18 protein-coding genes are annotated in these 20,687 nt (G+C 66.6%); 11 read left to right on the top strand and 7 right to left on the bottom strand.

Annotated elements, in window-relative coordinates; translation table 11 throughout:
- Positions 1-90 precede the first annotated feature (90 nt).
- A complete protein-coding gene (locus ACSYS9_RS21270) occupies positions 91-477 on the bottom strand; it encodes a DUF2628 domain-containing protein (RefSeq protein ID WP_071227807.1) in 387 nt (128 codons plus the stop codon).
- Positions 478-694: 217 nt separating this feature from the next.
- Here ACSYS9_RS21270 and ACSYS9_RS21265 point away from each other — a divergent pair, with 217 nt between their 5' ends.
- Positions 695-865 (top strand): hypothetical protein, encoded by a 171-nt coding sequence (locus ACSYS9_RS21265; protein ID WP_165929944.1) that lies wholly within the window; start codon positions 695-697, stop codon positions 863-865.
- A gap of 60 nt (positions 866-925) precedes the next feature.
- On the opposite strand, the gene ACSYS9_RS21260 is transcribed toward ACSYS9_RS21265, so the two are convergent.
- Positions 926-2,971, bottom strand: coding sequence for a TonB-dependent receptor domain-containing protein (locus ACSYS9_RS21260; protein ID WP_071227806.1), 2,046 nt, complete (start codon positions 2,969-2,971; stop codon positions 926-928).
- 493 nt (positions 2,972-3,464) lie between these two features.
- On the opposite strand from ACSYS9_RS21260, the gene mdoH reads away from it, so the two are divergent.
- The 5 genes from mdoH to hemC all read left to right on the top strand — a co-directional run bounded on the left by mdoH (position 3,465) and on the right by hemC (position 9,375).
- The gene (gene mdoH / locus ACSYS9_RS21255; protein ID WP_032128590.1) at positions 3,465-5,390 is read left to right on the top strand and encodes a glucans biosynthesis glucosyltransferase MdoH; all 1,926 of its coding nucleotides are present in this window, start codon (positions 3,465-3,467) and stop codon (positions 5,388-5,390) included.
- Positions 5,391-5,440: 50 nt separating this feature from the next.
- Positions 5,441-6,100: an alpha/beta hydrolase gene (locus tag ACSYS9_RS21250; protein WP_080291776.1), complete on the top strand. Its 660-nt coding sequence runs from the start codon at positions 5,441-5,443 to the stop codon at positions 6,098-6,100.
- Positions 6,101-6,103: 3 nt separating this feature from the next.
- A complete protein-coding gene (locus ACSYS9_RS21245) occupies positions 6,104-7,147 on the top strand; it encodes a sensor histidine kinase (protein ID WP_177179491.1) in 1,044 nt (347 codons plus the stop codon).
- A gap of 10 nt (positions 7,148-7,157) precedes the next feature.
- Positions 7,158-7,889 (top strand): LytR/AlgR family response regulator transcription factor, encoded by a 732-nt coding sequence (locus ACSYS9_RS21240; protein WP_006395075.1) that lies wholly within the window; start codon positions 7,158-7,160, stop codon positions 7,887-7,889.
- A 574-nt stretch (positions 7,890-8,463) separates the two neighbouring features.
- Positions 8,464-9,375 (top strand): hydroxymethylbilane synthase, encoded by a 912-nt coding sequence (gene hemC, locus ACSYS9_RS21235; protein ID WP_049421426.1) that lies wholly within the window; start codon positions 8,464-8,466, stop codon positions 9,373-9,375.
- Positions 9,376-9,446: 71 nt separating this feature from the next.
- Here hemC and ACSYS9_RS21230 read toward each other — a convergent pair whose 3' ends face one another.
- Both ACSYS9_RS21230 and ACSYS9_RS21225 read right to left on the bottom strand, forming a co-directional pair.
- Positions 9,447-10,223, bottom strand: a complete 777-nt coding sequence (locus tag ACSYS9_RS21230) for a DUF481 domain-containing protein (RefSeq protein WP_010481298.1) — start codon at positions 10,221-10,223, stop codon at positions 9,447-9,449.
- A gap of 107 nt (positions 10,224-10,330) precedes the next feature.
- Positions 10,331-10,933: a LolA family protein gene (locus ACSYS9_RS21225; protein ID WP_049399177.1), complete on the bottom strand. Its 603-nt coding sequence runs from the start codon at positions 10,931-10,933 to the stop codon at positions 10,331-10,333.
- A gap of 81 nt (positions 10,934-11,014) precedes the next feature.
- Here ACSYS9_RS21225 and ACSYS9_RS21220 point away from each other — a divergent pair, with 81 nt between their 5' ends.
- Together ACSYS9_RS21220 and ACSYS9_RS21215 are read left to right on the top strand one after the other, a co-directional pair.
- Positions 11,015-11,986, top strand: a complete 972-nt coding sequence (locus tag ACSYS9_RS21220) for a helix-turn-helix transcriptional regulator (RefSeq protein ID WP_010481302.1) — start codon at positions 11,015-11,017, stop codon at positions 11,984-11,986.
- A gap of 26 nt (positions 11,987-12,012) precedes the next feature.
- A complete protein-coding gene (locus ACSYS9_RS21215; protein WP_049399178.1) occupies positions 12,013-12,807 on the top strand; it encodes a MetQ/NlpA family ABC transporter substrate-binding protein in 795 nt (264 codons plus the stop codon).
- A gap of 95 nt (positions 12,808-12,902) precedes the next feature.
- On the opposite strand, the gene glpK is transcribed toward ACSYS9_RS21215, so the two are convergent.
- Entirely contained in the window at positions 12,903-14,402 is a 1,500-nt protein-coding gene (gene glpK, locus ACSYS9_RS21210; protein ID WP_071228886.1) for a glycerol kinase GlpK, read from the bottom strand.
- A 319-nt stretch (positions 14,403-14,721) separates the two neighbouring features.
- Between glpK and ACSYS9_RS21205 the strand changes: the two genes are divergently transcribed.
- Positions 14,722-15,687: an IS110-like element ISStma4 family transposase gene (locus ACSYS9_RS21205; RefSeq protein WP_440568522.1), complete on the top strand. Its 966-nt coding sequence runs from the start codon at positions 14,722-14,724 to the stop codon at positions 15,685-15,687.
- Between the two features lie 18 nt (positions 15,688-15,705).
- On the opposite strand, the gene glpD is transcribed toward ACSYS9_RS21205, so the two are convergent.
- Both glpD and ACSYS9_RS21195 read right to left on the bottom strand, forming a co-directional pair.
- Positions 15,706-17,184, bottom strand: a complete 1,479-nt coding sequence (gene glpD / locus ACSYS9_RS21200; RefSeq protein WP_049460863.1) for a glycerol-3-phosphate dehydrogenase — start codon at positions 17,182-17,184, stop codon at positions 15,706-15,708.
- Between the two features lie 184 nt (positions 17,185-17,368).
- Positions 17,369-18,004, bottom strand: a complete 636-nt coding sequence (locus ACSYS9_RS21195; RefSeq protein ID WP_032129052.1) for an OmpW/AlkL family protein — start codon at positions 18,002-18,004, stop codon at positions 17,369-17,371.
- A gap of 187 nt (positions 18,005-18,191) precedes the next feature.
- Here ACSYS9_RS21195 and ACSYS9_RS21190 point away from each other — a divergent pair, with 187 nt between their 5' ends.
- Both ACSYS9_RS21190 and aceF read left to right on the top strand, forming a co-directional pair.
- Positions 18,192-18,707 (top strand): DNA-deoxyinosine glycosylase, encoded by a 516-nt coding sequence (locus ACSYS9_RS21190; RefSeq protein ID WP_049421431.1) that lies wholly within the window; start codon positions 18,192-18,194, stop codon positions 18,705-18,707.
- 167 nt (positions 18,708-18,874) lie between these two features.
- Positions 18,875-20,587, top strand: a complete 1,713-nt coding sequence (aceF, locus tag ACSYS9_RS21185; RefSeq protein ID WP_071229582.1) for a dihydrolipoyllysine-residue acetyltransferase — start codon at positions 18,875-18,877, stop codon at positions 20,585-20,587.
- Positions 20,588-20,687: the final 100 nt, after the last annotated feature.

Below are 20,687 nucleotides of genomic sequence, written 5' to 3'. Positions count from 1 at the left end.
TTGCGCGCACATGAAGACGCCCGGCCAAGGCCGGGCGTCTTCATGTCTGCTTGATGCTATGCCAGGCCGGAGTGCGGCGGCAGCATCGCGTCAGAACATGCCTTCGAAGGGATTCCAGCTGGCTTTGCCCTTCACCTGCTCCAGGTAGTAGCTGTAGTTGGTGCTGGCGGCAACCAGGAAGTTCATGGCGATGAACAGCGGGCGCGCGATGATGTCCGGCAGGAACAGGGACACGATGCCCAGCACGAGGCCGATGCCGATCACCACCAGCGCCTTGCGCCACATGCCCAGAATGAACAGGTAGATGAAGCCGAAGAAGAAGGCGAAGAAGTTGATGTTGATCTTGAGGCGGTCGCCGAAGGACAGCGCCTTCCAGGCTTCCTTGAAGCGCGGCTCCTTCGGAGCGCCGTGCTGCTGGAAGAAATTGAAGCGGAACTGCCACTTCGGGCTGAAGCGGGAGAGGTCGACGGCGTTCATTGACGATTACGTCCTTGTAGGAAAACGGTTACATGATACGAGGCCGACGGTTCAGGAAACTACCCTCAACCGTCAAAAATGTGACGCGCCCGGCATGTGCAGGCCTGCGGCGGGGCGCCGCACCGTCACCCATCCGCCTTGTTTTTAGGATAGGGTGCGCAGTTCCGCTGCCGCCCCAGCTGAACCCGGGCGGCGGCGGGATGTCCATGGAGGTTGCATGACCACACCTGCTATACCGGAAAACGCACCGGGACCGGTGCTCCTGCCGACACCTGAAGTGGTGCAGGCACAACAACTGCTCGCACGCCAGCAACTGGCGGTAGCGATGGACCGTGCACGCACGGCCGCTACGCAGAACGCGGCCGCGGCCGCGCTGGAAAGCGAGTAATCCGCAACACCGCCGATCGCGCTGGCGTGCTGCCAGCGCGATCGCGGCGCGCGCCGCCGGTCAGAACCGCGCGGTCATGCTCATGAAGTAGCTGCGCCCGGCCACGAAGTAGTCGGTGGAGCCTTCCGCATACAGCTTCTTGTCGGCCAGGTTGCTGATGCCGCCGCGCAGGGTCAGTACCTCGTTGACGTTCCAGGCTGCGGTCAGGTCATACAGGGTGTAGGCCTTGAGGAAGGTCGTGGCGGTACCGGTCTGCTTGCCGGTGTACTGCGCCGACAGGCTGCTGGAAAACACCGTATTGGGCGTCCAGTCCAGCGACGAATAGCCGGAAAACTCCGGCGTATCGATCAGGTTCCTGCCGGTGGTCAGGTTCTTGGCTTCCTTCATCCAGGTGGCCGAGGTGCGCCAGCGCCACTGCTCGCCGAAGCGGACATTGAAGTTGCCTTCCATGCCACTGGTGCGCGCGCGCTGCACGTTGCTCATGCGCGTCCACCAGATGCCGTTGAACTTGCCCAGGGGCGCGTACTCGATCTTGTTCTTGAAGTCGGTATGGAAGTAGGTCAGGCCGGCATCGAACAGGTCATTGTCGAAGCTGATGCCGATCTCCCGATTGGTGCTGGTTTCCGGGTCCAGGTCCGGGTTGCCGGCCATGTAGCAGCCACCGCGGGTATAGCCCAGCGGGATCAGCGAGGTGCAGCCGCGGCCGCCGGACTGGGTGGCCGCGCTGGGCGAGTTCTCGGTCAGGCTGGGCGCGCGGAAGCCCTTGGAGACGCCACCGCGGATCGTCCACTGTTCGGCCGGGTGCCAGACCAGGTACGCACGCGGGCTGACGTGGCTGCCGAACTTCTCATGGTGGTCCAGGCGTGCGCCCAGGGTCAGCGCCAACGTGCGGTGCAGCTTCAGTTCGTCCTCAACGAACAGTGCCCAGGTATCCACTTCCAGGTTGGAGCCGCTGACGGCATTGCCGGCATAGTCGATCGGCGCGCGGCCGATGGTATCGGTATTGGTCAGTTCCTGGCGCTTCCACTGGCCACCGACGGCGAACTGGTGTTCAACGCCCAGGGTGAACGGCGTGGTCAGGCTGCCTTCGATGATGGTATCGGTGGCCTCGGAGCGGCCGGTGGCACCGATGTCGTTCTTGTACTCGGTCCAGTACGCGCTGAGCTTCGAGTTGCCGAAGCTCCACTTGCCATCGTGGTTGAGTGCCAGCGAGCTGCGCTTGAGTTCGCTGGCACCCCAGGCGCCTTCGTCCTGCTTTTCCAGCGATGCGTCGATGAAGGCCTGCTGCACGCCGTGGCCGGCTTCCAGCGACAGTTCCTGCGCATCGCTGAGCTTCCACTGCAGCAGCGCGTCGACATTGCGGTCCTTCTCGCCGGCGTAGGCATTGCCATAGACACCACCGTTGGAGCGGTCCGAGTCGCGGCGCATGCTGTTGGCACCGATGCGCAGGCCGAAGCGCTCGCCGAGCGGGCCGGAGAACGTCGCACCGATCTGCTGGGTATCACCGCGCTTGCCATCACCCGGGCGGGTATAGCTGTGGGTGGCGCTGCCGTTCCAGTCATCACCGATGCGCTTGGTGATGATGTTGATCACGCCGCCCATGGCGTCGGAGCCGTACAGCGACGACATTGGTCCGCGCACCACCTCGATGCGTTCGATCTGGTCGGGCGAGATCCAGTTCAGATCCTGGCGGCCGAGGTCGGGCCGGTAGTTGGTCGAGGCCGAGCTGCCCATGCGCTTGCCGTCCACCAGCACCAGCGTGTAATTGGACGGCATGCCACGCAGCTTGATCTTGGACTGCTCGCCGACCGCGCTGAGGCCACCGGTCACGCCCGGCACGCGGCTGAGCAGGGTGGCCAGGTCGTGCACCGGCTGGCGCTCGATGTCCTCACGGCTGATCACGCTGATGCTGGCCGGTGCATCCTTGATCCACTGCTGGTTGCCCGAGGCGGTGACCACCACGGTATCCAGATCCTTGGTGGAGGCATCGGCGCTGGCCTCTGCGGCGGCCAGGCCGGGCAGGGCCAGCAGGCAGGCGGTGGCCAGAGCGCAGGCCAAGCGGGTGCGCGGCAGGCGCGCGGAAGGGGTACGGAACGACAGGGACATGACGGCTTCCATCGGAGGAGGGGGACCCGGTGGAAGCAGCAGGCGCACGCAGACAGCAGGCAGCCCCCTTCCATGGGTCGTTGGGCGCTGGGTGGGAACCGGCGCAGCTGGGTGGGTCTCGGCCGTGCGGAAGACGGTGACCTGCCTGGTTAATAAAATGATAACCGTTCGCGTTTGTTACGATCCAGTACCTGGGGCGACCAAGTGACATCCGTTCCCCTGCCCCGGCACTCGCCTGCTGTTTGCTGAATGGGGATAAATCCCGGCGTAGACCTTCGCACTCGGCTTACATCCGGCGCCCTAGACTGAGCCGCATTTTCGATTCCGCCCCGTTGGAGATCGTGTGGGTTCCGGTAGTGACAGACAGCGACTGCGTGGCGTGACGCCGACGCAGCCAGGACAAGTGCGGGCGCCGGGAAAGCGCGCCGGGAACCTTGGTGCATGCAGCCCGGCCGGGATGGCCGGCCGTGCCGACTGCGCGGAGTAGGCGGCAATGGAGGTGCAGACCATCCATGCGGAAGCAGATACGTCCCGGCTTGATGCCGGCTGGACGCTGCTGCCGGCCGAATCGCCGTTGCAGATGCCTGAGCAGACCCTGCGCGAAGGCCAGCTGAAGGTTCGCCGCCACCGCACCTCGCCGCGGCTGATCGGCCTGCGCCGGTTCTATATCTTCGGCGGCACGCTGGCGATGACCGCCATCGCTACCCGGATGATGTGGCGGGTGCTGTCGGCCAATGGCATCAGCGTGCTCGAAGCCTGCCTGCTGGTGCTGTTTGTCGGCCTGTTCGCCTGGATCGCGCTGTCTTTCGCCAGCGCCGTGGCCGGCTTCCTGACTGCCGTGTTCGACCGGGGGTATCGCCTCGGCATCGACCCGGACAAGCCACTGCCGACGGTGCACAGCCGCACCGCGCTGCTGATGCCGACCTACAACGAAGATCCGCGCCGGCTGCTGGCCGGCCTGCAGGCGATCTACGAGTCGGTGGCCGCCACCGGCCAGCTCGACCGGTTCGACTTCTTCGTGCTCAGTGATACCCGGCGCGAAGACATCGCGCGGGCCGAGGAGCAGGTGTTCGCCGAACTGCGCGAGCGCGTGCCCGATGGCCAGGCGCGGCTGTTCTACCGCCGCCGTGGCGACAACAGCGGGCGCAAGGCCGGCAACATCGCCGACTGGGTCCGCCGCTTCGGCGGTGCCTACCCGCAGATGCTGATCCTCGACGCCGACAGCCTGATGACCGGCGACAGCATCGTGCGCCTGGTCGCGGGCATGGAGCACAACGCCGACGTCGGCCTGATCCAGACCCTGCCGTCGGTGATCGGCGGGCGCACCCTGTTCGCGCGCATGCAGCAGTTCGGCGGCCGTGTGTACGGTCCGGTGATCGCCCGTGGCGTGGCCTGGTGGCACGGTGCCGAGAGCAATTACTGGGGCCACAATGCCATCATCCGCACCCGCGCCTTTGCCGATCAGGCCGGGCTGCCGGCGCTGCCGGGGCGCAAGCCGTTCGGTGGCCACGTGCTCAGCCATGACTTCGTCGAAGCGGCGCTGATGCGTCGTGGCGGCTGGGCCGCGCACATGGTGCCGTACCTGGGCGGCAGCTATGAAGAAGGTCCGCCGACCCTGACCGACCTGCTGGTGCGCGACCGCCGCTGGTGCCAGGGCAACCTGCAGCACGGCAAGGTGGTCGGCAGCCGTGGCCTGCACTGGATCAGCCGCATGCACATGCTGATCGGCATCGGTCATTACTTCACCGCGCCGATGTGGGCGATGCTGATGCTGATCGGCATCGCCATCCCGCTGTTCCAGGAAGGCATCGATTTCAACGCCCTGCTGCACCTGTCGCCCAGCGTGTACTGGCGGGCCCAGGATGAGGAACAGGTGGTGCGCCTGTTCGCGGCGACCATGGCGGTGCTGCTGCTGCCCAAGGTGCTGGGTTACCTGGCGATGCTGCTGGACCCGGTCGACCGCCGCGGGTGTGGCGGTGCCCTGCGCGCGTTCGTCTCGATGCTGGTGGAAACCGTATTGGCCGCGCTGATGGCGCCGGTGGTGATGTACGTGCAGTCGCGCGGCGTGGCCGAAGTGCTGTCCGGCCGCGATTCGGGCTGGGACGCGCAGCAGCGTGACGATGGTGGCATTTCGTGGCTGGCGCTGATCCGTGGTTACGGTGGGCTGGGGGTGTTCGGCGCCTTCATGGGCATGCTGGCCTGGGCGGTGTCGCCATCGCTGGCCGCGTGGATGGCGCCGGTGGTGATCGGCATGGTGCTGGCGGTACCGGTGGTGGCACTGACGTCTTCGCGTGGCCCCGGCGCCTTCCTGCACCGTCTTGGCCTGCTTGATATCCCCGAGGAGAACATCCCGCCGCCGGTGCTGGTACGCGCCGCGCAGCTGCGCCGGGAAGCGGCCGAACAACCGCCGCTGTACTGATCGTCCCGCGGCAGCGGCATAATGCGGCTCGAACTTGAAGGAGCCGCATCATGCTGCAAACGGTGGAACAGGAGACCGGCGCCTCGCCGCAGTGGTCGGTGATCTGGCTGCACGGCCTCGGCGCCGATGGCCACGACTTCGCGCCGATCGTGCCGGAGCTGGTGCGTCCGCATTGGCCGGCGCTGCGCTTCGTGTTCCCGCATGCACCGGTGCGGCCGATCACGATCAACAACGGCGTGCCGATGCGCGGCTGGTACGACATCGTCGGCATGGATTTCCGATCGCGCGCCGACATGGTGGGCGTGCAGGAATCGGTGGTGCAGCTGGATGCGCTGATCGCGCGCGAGATCGAGCGTGGCATCGCGCCGGAGAAGATCTTCCTGGCCGGTTTCTCGCAGGGGGGCGCGATCATCCTGACCGCCGCGCTGTCACGCACTGCGCCGCTGGCCGGCCTGATCGCGCTGTCCACCTACCTGCCCGAAGCCGACGGCGCAAAGCGCGCTGAAGGCGCCGTGCAGGTGCCGGTGTTCATGGCCCATGGCAGCAGCGATCCGGTGATTCCGCAGGCGGTGGCCGCACACAGTGCGCAGGCACTGCAGGCGCTGGGCCTGGAGGTGGAATGGCACAGTTACCCGATGGCCCACCAGGTCTGCGCCGAAGAGATCCAGGCGCTGGGTGACTGGTTGCAGGAACGCCTGGGCGCTGCCTGACCCATGCCGCCGGCCAGCGCCCCGCCCTGGATGCCGGAACTGTGCCGCCTGCCGCGGCTGGCGGCGATGCTCGGCCTGGCCGAACTGGTGGTGGTGGTGCTGGCCCTGGCCCCGGATGGCAGCCGCCACTGGACTGTGGGCGAACTGCTGTCGGCCAGTGGTTTCGCGTTGTGGCTGGCGCTGGCCGTAACGGCCAGCCTGTGCCTGCTGCGGAACGCGTTGTCGAGGCTGCCACAGGTTCTGGGGGCGGTCTCGGCCATCGCACTGGCGACGCTGATCGCGGTGGTCTGCGCGGGCATCGTGCATGCCCTGTACGCGGTGCTTGGCGACAGCTTCGCCCGCGGCATCAGCTTCTGGCGCTTCACGCTGGGCAGCGCGGCGACGACGGCGCTGATCACTGCCTTGGCCCTGCGCTACTTCTATGTGAGTGATCGCTGGGCCGCGCAGGTACAGGCCAACGCACGCGCACAGGCCGATGCCCTGCAGGCGCGGATCCGCCCGCATTTCCTGTTCAACAGCATGAACCTGATCGCCAGCCTGCTGCATCGCGACCCGGTCGTGGCCGAGCGTGCGGTACTGGACCTGTCCGATCTGTTCCGTGCCGCGCTGGGGGCAGGCGAGGGTGATTCCACCCTGCGTGACGAATGCGAGCTGGCCGAGCGCTACCTGTCGATCGAATCACTGCGCCTGGGCGAGCGCCTGCAGGTGCGCTGGCAGCGCGACGAACCGCTGCCCTGGGATCTTCCCCTGCCTCGCCTGGTACTGCAGCCGCTGGTGGAGAACGCCGTGCTGCATGGCATCTCGCGGCTGCCCGAGGGCGGCACCATCGAGTTGCAGCTGATGCGCGAGGGTAATGAACTGCAGATCTGCGTGCGCAATCCGGCGCCCGACCCGCAGGCCCCCGGGCTGGCCCTGGCGCGCGGTGCCGGCCATGCCCAGCACAGCATCGGCCATCGGCTGGCCTGGCGCTTCGGCAGCGCCGCGCGGATGACGGCTGGCTGGAGCGAGGGCTACTATGCCTGCCAGGTGACAGTGCCGATCCAGTGAGGGAGCGATCGTGAGGGTAGTCATCGCCGATGACGAACCGCTGGCGCGGGAACGCCTGCGCAGCCTGCTGGCGGCGCAGGACGGGGTGGACGTGGTGGCCGAGGCCGGCAACGGCGAGCAGGCCCTGCATGCGTGCGCGGAGCTGCAGCCGGACCTGGTCCTGCTGGATATCGCCATGCCCGGGCTGGATGGCCTGGAAGCCGCCCGCCACCTGGCCAGCTTCGAGCCGCGGCCGGCGGTGGTGTTCTGCACCGCTTACGATGCGCATGCGCTGTCGGCGTTCGAGGCGGCCGCGATTGATTACCTGATGAAGCCGGTACGTGCCGAGCGTCTGGCCGCGGCCATCGCGCGCGCGCGCACGTTCCTGGCCGGCCGCGATGGTCAGCCACAGGACCACCGCGGGCAACAGGCGCGCAGCATGCTGTGCGCGCGCCTGCGCGGCAGCCTGCGCTTGATTCCGCTGGACGACATCCATTACCTGCAGGCCGAAGAGAAGTACGTGGTGGTGCACCACGCGCGCGGAGAAGACCTGATCGAAGAGTCGCTGAAGTCGCTGGAAGAAGAGTTCGCCAGCCGCTTCATCCGCATCCATCGCAACTGCCTGGTGGCGCGCCACGAACTGGTCGAGCTGCGTCGTGGCACGGGTGGGCAGGTGCAGGCAGTGCTGCGGCATGGCAAGCAACCGCTGGAAGTCAGCCGCCGCTGCGTGGCGACGCTGAAGCAGGAACTGCGGCATCTGTGAGTGGTCCGCGCGGCCTGCGGCCGCGACTGCTTACGAGCAACGTCTGAAGCAACAGCAACAGCAACAGCAGATTGTCGGCTCTGTGTTGTTGCGTGTTGGGTGAGGCGGGAAGGGCGGGCGGGACACGCCGTAAACCCATCCCTGGGGGCTCGATGGCGCCATCCATGGCGCCAACGGTCCCGCCCGCCCATCCCGCCTCACCCTCGCGAATTTCCCGGTGACGGACGGCAAGGGCATTGTTGTTATCGAGTGGGGAAGAGGGGTCAGATCCCTTTTCCTGCGGAAAAGGGATCTGACTCCGGAAGCCGTCGGCTGTTGCTTTTGCTTCTGCTTTTTTCTTTTGATCTTCCGTGGCTGACGCACACGGAAACTGTCAGAGGCCGGGCGGGGTGGGCTGCGCAGGGGCGTGAGCCGCATGGATGCGGCGACCGAGCTTACATGGACGTACTTGCAGCGTCCCCTGCGTGGCCCACCCCGCCCGGCCACGCGCGGCTGTTGCTTTCATGACCCCTCCACCAGCCACGAGGGGCTCCGCCGTTGGCCGTATCCACGCCGAAGGCGCGATAATGACCGGATGGAAACCGTCCGCATCGCCACCCGCAAGAGCCCGCTCGCCCTCTGGCAGAGCGAACACGTCGCCGATCGCCTGCGCCAGGCCCACCCCGGCCTGCATGTGGAACTGGTGCCGATGAGCACCCGCGGTGACGAGGTGCTGGACCGCTCGCTGGCCGCCATCGGTGGCAAGGGCCTGTTCCTGAAGGAACTGGAGCTGGCCATGCTGCGTGGCGAGGCCGACTGCGCCGTGCATTCGCTGAAGGATGTGCCGATGGAACTGGATGAACCCTTCGCGCTGCCGGCGATGCTGACCCGCCACGATCCGGCCGATGGTTTCGTCTCCAACCTGTACGCCTCGCTGGATGCGCTGCCGATCGGTGCGCGGGTTGGCACCTCGTCGCTGCGCCGCCAGGCCCAGCTGCGCGCGCTGCGCCCGGACCTGGAACTGCTGGACCTGCGCGGCAACGTCAACACCCGCCTGGCCAAGCTCGACAACGGTGGCTACGACGCCATCGTGCTGGCCGTGGCCGGCCTGGAGCGTCTGGGCCTGGGCGCGCGCATCGTCGCGCGCCTGCAACCGCCGCAGTGGCTGCCGGCCCCGGCGCAGGGCGCGGTAGCGGTGGAGTGCGACGGTGGTAACGCGCGCCTGATGGCGCTGTTCGCGGGCCTGGATGACGCGGAAACGCGCGCCTGTGTGGAAGCCGAGCGGGCAATGAACCGCGCGCTGCATGGCAGCTGCCACGTGCCGGTGGCGGCGATCGCGCAGTGGCAGGGGACCGACCTGCACCTGCAGGGCCTGGTCGGCAGTGCCAGCGATGGCCGTGCGGTGCGTGCCGAGGCGATCGGCCCGGCCAGTGACCCAGAAGCACTGGGCCAGCGCGTGGCGAAGATGCTGCTGGATGCCGGTGCCGGCGAATTGCTGAACGTCTGAGCCATCGCAGGTAGTGCCGGCCAGCGGCCGGCACTACCGAAAGAAGAACGGGCGCCTTTGGCGCCCGTTTCTTATTTGAATTTGTAGACCACGTTCATCGTGGTCAGCGTATCGGTCTTGCGCTTGTCCTCGGCCACGTCACTGTTGTAACGCGCCTGCCAGCCGGCCTTCAGCGCCAGGTGTTCGTTCATGCTCACCGAAACACCGAAGTCGTTCTGGCCGAAGGTGTTGTAGGAACCCGACTCGACCAGCAGGGTGTTGACCAGGTCGGTGTTGTCGGTCAGCGAGTACTTCATGTCGAACAGGCCGCGGCCGATCATGCCGGTGCGGGTGCGGTCGTCCTCGGTGCTGTGGGTGCGGCGCACACCGGGGCCGATCTGCGCGTCGAACGAGAAACGCTCGGTGTTCCACAGGCGGGTGCCGTAACCCAGACCGAACGAGCTCTGGCGGTCGTAGGTGGCGAAGTCATCGCGCTCGGTACGCACCGTGGCCGTCAGCTGGCGGTGCTCGCCCAGCTGCAGCGCGCTGCCGGCACTGCCGGTATAACGGTTGGCGGTGGTGTTGTTGCGGCGGCTGGTGGAGCCGTCGTCGCGGGTCTCGATCACCTTGGAGCTGGAACGCAGGCCAGCCAGGTCCATGCTGTGCACCCAGTCGCCATCGGTGTAGCGCAGGCGCAGGCGGCCGTTGAAGCTCTCGGTGCTGCTGTTGCCGCGTGCCGAAGCGAAACCGAGCTCGCCGCCACTGCCGCTCCACGGCGAGGACATCGCCGCCAGTTCGGAGGCATCCTGCGCATACGCGAGCGGTGCGCACAGCAGCAGGGGGATCAGCAGGGACACGCGCAGGGACATCGGGGCTTCTCCGAAGCGGTTGACAGCCGGTGATGATACTGGAAGCGTGATGGCGGTCCGAATCGATCCAAACGGTTTCTTCAGCAGACGTTGCCGCGATCGCCTATTCAGGGCAGATCGACGCGCAATGCCGGGTCGTTGAAGCGCGAATAGCGCAGGCGCAGCTGGAAGCTGCGGCCATTGCTGCTGCCGCTGCGTACGATCTGCCGCGGCAGGCCCTGCGCGTCCACCCAGTACTCCAGGCGTTCGCCGGGCTGCGCACCGCGCAGGCGGTAGTGACGCGTCTCGACCCCGTCCAGCGACTGGCTGCCCAGGTCTTCGGCCTGCAGATCGGCGGGCAGGGCATCGGCCGGCAGCGGGTTGCGCCATTGCTCGAGCAGGCCCGGCGGGGTCGGCACCTGCCGGATCGCGTCGTCGGCCTGCAGGAACATGGTGTCGCCGATGATCGTCTGCGGACCGGCCGGGGTCTGCACCCGGAAGCGGTCGGGGGCGACGAAGTCCATGGCGCTGCGCACCGGCTGGGGCGCGCCCAGCACCTCCAGTTCGGCGTGGAAGCTGCGCAGGGCCGAGAAGCGCTGGCTGGCGCCCAGCACCGCCTGCGCCGGATCCGCCGCAGGCACGGGCGCTTCGGTGCTGGCCGGCGCGGGCGCGCGATCACAGGCGGCCAGCAGCAGGCAGGCCAGCAGGGACAGGGCAGGCAACCGGCGCATCGGGTGTTCCAGAGGGGTGGGGGCGACCACGATAGCCCAAACGTCCCACACAAGACCCGCGACTCGGACATAATCGGGGGTATGGACCGATACGAACGCATCACCGCCCTGCATCGTCTGCTCAAGTCCGCACGCTATCCGGTGACGGTGGCGACCCTGCAGGACAAGCTCGGTTGCTCCCGTGCCACCGTCTACCGCGATCTGGCCTTCCTGCGCGATGCGCTGATGGCACCGATCGAGGGCGACGGCGAAGCCGGCTTCCGTTACCAGGCCGACGAGAGCGACCGCTTCGAGCTGCCCGGCCTGTGGCTGAGTTCGGAGGAACTGCACGCCCTGCTGGCCTCGCAGCACCTGCTGGCGCGGACCGGAGGCGGCGTGCTGTCCTCGGTGCTGGCACCGCTGCAGCAGCGCATCGAGAGCCTGCTGGCGGCCCAGGCTGGCGTTTCCAGCTGGCCGGTGGACCGGGTGCGGGTGATTCCGCACCGTGGCCGCAAGTTCGATGAAGGCAGCTTCCGCAGCGTGGCTTCGGCGGTGCTGGAGCGCCGCCAGCTGGCGTTCGAGTACCGCGCCCGTTCCACCGACGAGCCGACCAAGCGCACCGTTTCGCCGCAGCGCCTGACCCACTATCGCGACAACTGGTACCTGGATGCCTGGGACCATGACCGCGAGGCGCTGCGCAGCTTTGCCGTGGATCGCATCCACAAGGCGCGGGTGATCGACAGCACCGCCCGCGACGTGGCCGACAGCGAGCTGGACGAGCAGCTCGGGGCCAGCTACGGCATCTTCTCCGGTGCGCCGAAGGGCTGGGCGACCATCCTGTTCAGCGCCAAGGCCGCGCGCTGGGTGGCCGACGAGCACTGGCATTCCAAGCAGCAGGGCCGCTTCCTGGCCGATGGCCGCTATGAACTGAAGGTGCCGTACAGCGTCTCGCGCGAGCTGCTGATGGACGTGCTGCACTACGGCTCGGATGCCGAGATCGTCGAACCGGTGATGCTGCGCGAGCAGGCCAAGGCGCTGCTTGAGCTCGCCCTGAGCAACTACGACAACTCCTGACACTCCCCCCGAGAACCCTTCCGCCCATGAAGAAGACCCTGTTGCTGCCCCTGCTCGCCGCTGCGCTGGCCCTGACCGCCTGCGGCAAGTCCGGCGAGCCCTCGCAGAAGCTGGTGGTGGCCGCCACGGCCGTGCCGCATGCCGAGATCCTCGAGGTGGTCAAGCCCATCCTCAAGCAGGAAGGCGTGGACCTGGACGTGCGCGTGTTCAACGACTACGTGCAGCCCAACGACCAGCTGGTGCAGAAGCAGGTGGACGCCAACTACTTCCAGACCGAGCCGTATCTGGATGCCTACAACCGCGATCGCAAGACCGATCTGGTGAAGGTGATCGGCGTGCACATCGAGCCGTTCGGTGCGTATTCGCGCAAGATCAAGTCGCTGGCCGAGCTGCGCGAAGGTGCCGACGTGGTGATCCCGAACGACCCGAGCAACAACAGCCGCGCGCTGATCCTGCTGCACAAGGCCGGTGTGATCGAGCTGAAGGATCCGACCAACGCGCTGTCGACCCAGCGTGACATCAGCGCCAATCCGAAGAACCTGAAGTTCCGCGAGCTGGACTCGGCGATGCTGCCGCGCGTGCTGGACCAGGTCGACCTGGCCCTGATCAACACCAACTACGCACTGGACGCGGGCCTCAACCCGACCAAGGATGCACTGGCGATCGAGAGCAAGGACTCGCCGTACGTGAACTTCCTGGTCGCGCGCCCGGACAACAAGGACGACGCCCGCGTGCAGAAGCTGGCCAAGGCCCTGACCAGCCCGCAGGTAAAGGCCTTCATCGAGACCAAGTACAAGGGCGCGGTGCTGCCGGCGTTCTGACGGCCGCTGGCCATGTGGTAGTGCCGGCCGCTGGCCGGCAATCTGCAGACGCCGCCAAGGATCATGGGGTTGCCGGCCAGCGGCCGGCACTACCGTCAGTCGACGTGGAAGGCGAGGGTGGCCGCCACGGCCTGCTGCCATCCCGCATACAGTTTCTCGCGCCGCGCCACCTCCATCTGTGGCTCGAAGCGCCGGTCCAGGCCCCATTGCGCGGCGATCTGTTCGCGGCTGGACCAGAACCCCACCGCCAGCCCGGCCAGGTAGGCCGCGCCCAGTGCGGTGGTCTCGGTCAGCCGCGGCCGCAGCAGTGGTACCCCAAGGATGTCGGCCTGGAATCCGGCCAGGAAGTCGTTGCCGATCGCACCGCCATCGGCGCGCAGCTCGGTCAGCGCGATACCGGCATCGGACTGCATCGCATCGAGCACGTCGCGGGTCTGGTAGGCCATCGCCTCCAGCGCGGCACGCACGAAGTGCGCCTTGCGGGTGCCACGGGTCAGGCCGAACATCGCGCCGCGCACATCACTGCGCCAATAGGGCGCACCGAGGCCGACGAATGCTGGTACCAGGTAAGCACCGCCGCTGTCGGGCACCTGCGCGGCCAGCGCCTGGCTGTCGCTGGCGCGTTCGATCATGCGCAGCCCATCGCGCAGCCACTGCACCACCGAGCCGGCGATGAAGATCGAGCCTTCCAGCGCATATTCCACGCGCCCGTCCAGGCCCCAGGCGATGGTGGTCAGCAGTCCATTGCGCGAACGCACCGCCTGCGTTCCGGTGTGCATCAGCATGAAACAGCCGGTGCCATAGGTGTTCTTGACCATGCCCGGCTGGAAGCAGGCCTGGCCGAACAGGGCCGCCTGCTGGTCACCGGCGATGCCGGCGATCGGGATCGGGTGATCGAAGAAGAACTGCGGCCGGGTATGCGCGTACACCGCGCTGGAATCGCGCACCTGCGGCAGCATCGCGCGCGGGATGTCCAGCAGCGCCAGCAGGTCGTCATCCCAGTCCAGCGTGTGGATGTTGAACAGCAGCGTGCGCGCCGCGTTGCTGTAGTCGGTCACATGCGCCTGGCCACCACTGAGGTTCCAGACCAGCCAGCTGTCGATGGTGCCGAACAGCAGCTCGCCGCGCTCGGCACGCTGCTGCGCGCCCTCGACGTGGTCGAGGATCCAGCGCACCTTGGTGGCGGAGAAATAGGCATCGATCAGCAGGCCGGTGCGCTCGCGGATCAGCGCCTCATGCCCTTCGGACTTCAGCCGCTCGCAGATGGCGTGGCTCTGCCGCGACTGCCAGACGATGGCGTTGTGGATCGGCTGTCCGGTGGCACGGTCCCAGACCACGGTGGTTTCGCGCTGGTTGGTGATGCCCAGTGCGGCGATGTGGCGCGGGTCGATCTGCCCGCGGCTGAGCAGTTCGGTCAGCGTGGCATAGACGCTGGTGAGAATCTCGCGCGGGTCATGCTCGACCCAACCCGGCTGCGGGAAGATCTGCGCGAATTCGCGCTGCGCGCTGCCGACGATGTCGCCGGTGCGGTCGAACAGGATCGCGCGCGAACTGGTGGTGCCCTGGTCGATGGCCAGCACGTAGCGGGGCGTCATGCAGCGTCTCCGGTAGCGATGGTGTTGGTAGAGTCGAGCCTGCTCGACTGCTTTTCATGTCAGTCGAGCAAGCTCGACTCTTGTGTCTTGGATCGTGCCCTGATCAGGCACAATCCCCCGGTGACCCGGGAGGCTCCGATGACGCTGCCTCGGCTCTTAAGCCTTCGAGCTTGCAAAGTAGATTCAGCGCGTCGGCGGCCTGACACCGCCATGGAACTTGAACGGTATCTTAGGCCCGCCATCGGGTGAGAGCCTGTACTCACAAGGGCAAGTCTGGCGGCTTCCGATCACGATCGTAAGTTCAAGCTGGAGCGAAATCATGCAATTTATCGGCATCGACGCAGCCAAGGCGACTTTTGACATCGCCCTGCCTCTATCTCACGGCAAGTATCGAACCAAGGCCAAACTCCCCAATACGCCAAAGGGTTTTGATGAGCTTCTGGCTTGGCGCGCCAAGCATGCGCCGAACGCGGCGGTAGGTATGGAGGCTACAGGCATCTATCACGAGGCCTTGGCTCAAGCACTGGTGGAGGCGGGGGTCGTGGTTCATGTGGCCAATCCCGCCCGAGTAAAGGCGTTTGGGCAGGCGGAGGGGATGCGGACCAAGACTGACCGCAGCGACGCCAAGCTGATTGCCCGGTTTTTTGAGGCACAACGCTCGGAAAAGCTGCATCCCTACGTTCCGCCGACGCCCTCGGAGGTGAAGCTGCGCGCCTTGGTACGGCGTCGAGATGATCTCCAGGAAATGCTGCAGATGGAGCACAACCGCCTGGACGTTGCCGATATCTCGGTCCAGCAAGGGATCAAGGATGTGATCCGGACGTTGGAAGAGCAGATCAAGCAGGTCCAGAAGGCGATTGAGGACCATATCGATAACGATCCGGACCTGCGCCGGCGTCATCAACTGCTTACCAGCATCCCCGGTGTAGGCAACACCAGCAGTGCCCAGCTGTTGGCCATTCTGGGGGATCTAAGCAAATACAGCGACGTGCGCCAGGTGGTTGCCCACGCGGGCCTGAATCCGGCCCAGCGTCAATCAGGAAACTACGAAGGCAAATGCCGGATATCACGCGTCGGCGACGCCAATTTCCGCAAAAAGCTGTACATGCCGGCGCTGACCGGGAAGACCCACAACCCCACACTGAAGTCCTTTGCAGACCGGCTCAGCGCGAAAGGCAAGCCCTTCAAGGTCGTCATGTGTGCAGTGATGCGCAAGCTCATCCATCTGATTTGGGGCGTACTGAGAAGTGACCGACCCTTTGAGCCTGACGTCGCCCTTGCCTAGGCGAGGGCGACACGGTATCTACCGTCTATCGATCCACGCCTGCAGCCGCGCCACCTGCGCAGCATCCAGCCGCAACCCCAGCTTGCTCCGCCGCCACAGCACGTCCTCGGCGTCCCAGGCCCATTCGTGGTCGCGCAGGAAAGCCACTTCCCGCGCATGCAGGCCGCCGCCGAAGTCCTCTCCAAGATCGTCCATGCCCCGTGCACCCTGCAGAAGGGCGGCGCTGCGGCTGCCGTAGGCTTCGGCCCAACGCCGTGCGATCTCCACGGGCAACCACGGTGCCAGCGCCTGCAGACGGGAGCGCGCCTGCGCGGCGTCGCCCCAGTCGCTGCCCGGCAGCGGGTCTCCGCCTGCGGTCCAGGCCGGCCCCATCTGTGGCAGGGCAGGGCGCAGCAGGTCCAGCGCTTCCTCGGCCAGCACGCGGTAGGTGGTCAGCTTGCCGCCCAGCACATGCAGCGCCGGCGCCGGGTTGGACTGCAGCTGAAGGCGGTAGTCGCGGCTCAGCGTTGCCGCACGCGGGTCCGGGTCGGCCAGCAGGGGACGTACACCGGCGAACTGCCAGACCACGTCTTCCGGAGTGATCGGCTCACGCAGATAGCGGCTGGCGGCCGCGCACAGGTAGCTCACCTCGGAAGGCAGCACGCTGCAGCGCGCCGGGTCACCGCGGTAGTCGGTGTCGGTGGTGCCAATCAGCAGATGATCGTGGGCGAACGGCAGCAGGAACACCACGCGGCCATCGGGCTGCTGCAGCAGGCAGGCACTGTCATCGGGCCAGGGGCGGCGCATCACGATGTGGCTGCCCTGTACCAGCCGCAGCGCGGGGCCGCCGCTGCGGGCCTCCATCTGCTCCAGCAAGCCACCGGCCCATGGGCCAGCCGCATTGGCGACGGCGCGCGCGGTCACATGCTGCTGGCCATCGGCGGATTCCAGCACGGCCAGCCAACGGCCCTGCACAGGGCGCAGCTCGATGCAGCGGCTGCGCACATGTACCTGTGCGCCACGCCAGGCAGCATCCAGGGCATTGAGCAGTACCAGACGCGCGTCATCGACCTGCGCGTCGGCGTAGCTGAAGGCCTGCCGCAGATCCGGGGAGAGCCAGGGGCCGAGCGGATCATGCTGAAGGTCCAGGGCGCGCGAGGCGGGAAATGCCGGGCTGCGTGGGCCCAGGTGGTCGTACAGCCACAGTCCCACGCGCAGCATCCAGCGTGGGCGCAGGTGCGGTTCCCACGGCAGCACGAAACGCAGCGGGCGGACCAGATAGGGTGCCTGCCGGCGTACCACCTCGCGTTCGCCCAAGGCCTTGCGTACCAGACCGAACTCGCGCTGTTCCAGGTAGCGCAGGCCACCGTGGATCAGCTTGCTGCTGGCGCTGGAGGTATGCGCAGCGAGGTCGTGCTGCTCGCACAACAGCACGCGCAGGCCGCGGCCGCTGGCATCACGGGCGATGCCGGCACCGTTGATACCGCCACCGATCACCAGCAGGTCGACGTCGTGCATCGCGCCTCCGCATCCTGTGTGTGTAGAGTCGACTGTCAGTCGACTGCTCTTGCAAAAGTCGAGCAAGCTCGACTCTACGAAAGGCAGTCGAGCAAGCTCGACTCTACAGAACGCGGGTGACGGAAACGACGACGGGCCCCGAAGGGCCCGTCGCGTTACATCAGTGAAGCAGGTGCAGCCTGGATCAGAAGCGGGCGCCGATGCCGAAGCCGACGGTCCACGGATCCATCTTGGCTTCGCCGATCTTCTCGCCGCCTACCTTCACGTCCGGGCGGGCGCGCATGTAGCGGGCGTCAGCACGGGCGAACCAGGTGGAGTTGATGTTCATGTCCACGCCGACGGTGCCGATCACGCCCTTGGCATCCTTGAAGCGGATGTCGGTGTCAGCGCCGTTGCCCAGCTTCTCGTTGCTGAAGCTCGACTGGTAGTAGCCCACGCCCACGAACGGACGGAACACGTTGTCAGCCTGGCCGAAGTGGTACTGGCCGCTCAGCGCGATCGGCTGCTGCTCGACCGAGCCCAGGCGGGCGTTGTTCGGGCCCTTGAACTTGTTGTCGAACTTGTCGGCAGCGCCCCACAGTTCAACGGCCCAGTTGTCGTTGATGTAGTAGCTGAAGCTGACGGTCGGCGCCGGGCCACCATCGGTCTTCTTGACGCCGGTGATCGGGTCGTTCTTCGGTTCCAGCAGCGAGATGCCGCCAACAACGGCAAAATGCTTGCCCGAAGCGGTGTCGGTGCTGCTGCTGTCCTGGGCGAAAGCGGCCGGCGCGAAGGCGGCGGAGGTCAGCAGGGCGAGACTCAGGATACGGATGGAGCGCATGGGGGGTATCTCCTAATGTTTCTTGTTTTGGGCCCCCGGTTGCGGGGCGAGCACACCGTAGTCGCCCCAACATGAATCGAATCCGACGCACGTTAAAAAATAGTTTCCCTTGTTCAGCGACTGGAGCGAAAAGCCTGTTTTCATGGGCTTTTCGGCCCTCGGCGACATTCATGCAGTTGGAGAAGATGTGAGCGAAGCAACGGTGTGCATCGGCCTGCAAGCGCAGGTGAACATGGAGTGCAGGGTGCTGCTGCTGGGTTCGATGCCCGGCGTTGCGTCATTGCAGGAGCAGCGCTACTACGCGCATCCGCGCAATCGCTTCTGGCCTGTGCTGGCCGATATCTGTGGCTTCGATGTGGCCCTGGCGTACCCGCAACGGCTGCGCGCACTGCAGGCAGCCGGTGTGGGTTTGTGGGATGTGATCGGTCAGTGCGAGCGGCGTGGCAGCCTGGATGCCGACATCGTGCGTGGCACGGAAGTACCCAATGCGCTGCCGGCATTGATCGCTTCGCTTCCTGAGCTGGAGCTGATCGGCTGCAACGGTGCGGCATCGCTGAAGGCATTCCAGCGTTGGGTGCTGCCCGGCCTGGAGGCGCCGCCAAGGCTGCTGGCGCTGCCGTCCACCAGCCCTGCCAACGCGGCCTGGTCACTGCCGCGGCTGCGCCAGGCCTGGCAGCCGGTAGCCGACGCACTGGCGACATGAAGCGGACATCGTCCGGACAATACGCTACCGACTGGTCGCGGCCGCAACCCATGAGCAACAGCGTGTCCCGGCTGCGTGAGTACTGAAAACACCTGTAACGGTTGGCGCTGGCCCCCGCTGGCCGCACAATAGACGTTTCCCTACACCAGATTGCCGGAGTTATCCCCATGGCCGAAATCAAGGAAGCACTTGTCCCCGATATCGGTGACTACAGCGATATCCCGGTAATCGAGGTGCTTGTCGCCGTCGGCGACACGGTCAAGAAGGACCAGGGCCTGGTGACGCTGGAAAGCGACAAGGCGACCATGGAAGTGCCGTCGGCCGTGGCCGGCGTGGTCAAGGAGATCAAGGTCAAGGTCGGTGACACCCTGTCCGAGGGCAAGGTCGTGGCGCTGATCGAAGTGGCTGAAGGCGAGGCTGCCAAGCCGGCAGCTGCCGCGCCGGCACCGGCCAAGGCCGCAGCGCCGGCTGCCGCCACCCAGAGCGCGCCGGCCCCGGCCGCAGCTGCGCCGGCCGCTCCGGCTGCCAGCGGTGGTGCGGTTGAAGCGCTGGTGCCGGATATCGGCGACTATTCCGGCATTCCGGTCATCGAAGTGCTGGTCGCCGTCGGCGACACGGTCAAGAAGGACCAGGGCCTGGTCACGCTGGAAAGCGACAAGGCCACCATGGAAGTGCCGTCTTCGGTGGCTGGCGTGGTCAAGGAGCTGAAGGTCAAGGTCGGCGACACTCTGTCGCAGGGCAATGTGGTCGCCATCATCGAGGCCGAGGGCGCTGCCGCGCCGGCGCCGACCAAGGCAGCCGCTGCTGCCGCTCCGGCTGCCGCCGAGACCGCCACCAAGGTCGAGCCGGTCGCTGTGCCGGCGCAGCCGGACAAGCTGGCGGCCCGCGAGGTCGCCTCGGCCGGTACCCCGTCCAGCCCGCCGGTGCAGTTCAACGCCGATGGCGTGCTGCCGGCCAAGGTGCCGTATGCCACCCCGGCGGTGCGTGTGTTCGCCCGCGAACTGGGTGTGGACCTGCTGCAGATCAACGGCACCGAGAAGGGTGGCCGCATCACCAAGGGTGACGTGCAGAAGTTCGTCAAGGCCGCACTCAGCGGTGGCGTGCCGGCTGCCGGCGGTGCTGCTGTCGCTGCCGGTGGTGGCCTGAACCTGCTGCCGTGGCCGAAGGTCGACTTCAGCAAGTTCGGCGAGACCGAAGTGCAGCCGTTGTCGCGCATCAAGAAGATCTCGGGTGCGAACCTGGCCCGCAACTGGGCCATGATCCCGCACGTCACCCAGTTCGAACAGGCCGACATCACCGACCTGGAAGGCCTGCGCGTGGCGCTGAACAAGGAGAACGAGAAGGCCGGCATCAAGCTGACCATGCTCGCCTTCCTGATCAAGGCCAGCGCCGCAGCGCTGAAGAAGTTCCCGGAGTTCAACGCCTCGCTCGATGCCAGCGGTGAAAACCTGACCCTGAAGAAGTACTTCCACATCGGCTTTGCCGCCGACACGCCGAACGGCCTGGTCGTGCCGGTGATCCGCGACGTGGACAAGAAGGGCGTGGTGCAGATCGCGCAGGAAACCGGCGAACTGGCCAAGAAGGCACGCGACGGTAAGCTGGGCCCGGCCGACATGAGTGGTGGTTGCTTCTCGATCAGCTCGCTGGGCGGCATCGGCGGCACCGCGTTCACCCCGATCGTCAATGCACCGGAAGTGGCCATCCTCGGCGTCTCCAAGTCGTCCATCCAGCCGGTCTGGAACGGCAAGGAGTTCGCACCGAAGCTGATGCTGCCGCTGTCGCTGAGCTACGACCACCGCGTCATCGATGGCGCGCTGGCCGCGCGCTTCACCACGTACCTGTCGCAGGTACTGGCCGACATGCGCCGCGTGCTGCTGTAAGGCACCGCTTCGCCCCCACCGTGCGGCCGCCGCCCCTGGCGCGGCCGCGTGAACAGATGCAGTGACAGCCCGCCGGCACCGCCGGGCGGGCACGAGGAAA

The organism is Stenotrophomonas sp. STK17_22 (genome assembly GCF_051983905.1).
GTDB classification, from domain to species: domain Bacteria; phylum Pseudomonadota; class Gammaproteobacteria; order Xanthomonadales; family Xanthomonadaceae; genus Stenotrophomonas; species Stenotrophomonas maltophilia_A.
The sequence above is the reverse complement of the archived record's forward strand: the minus strand, read 5'-3'. Positions and strand labels throughout refer to the sequence as shown.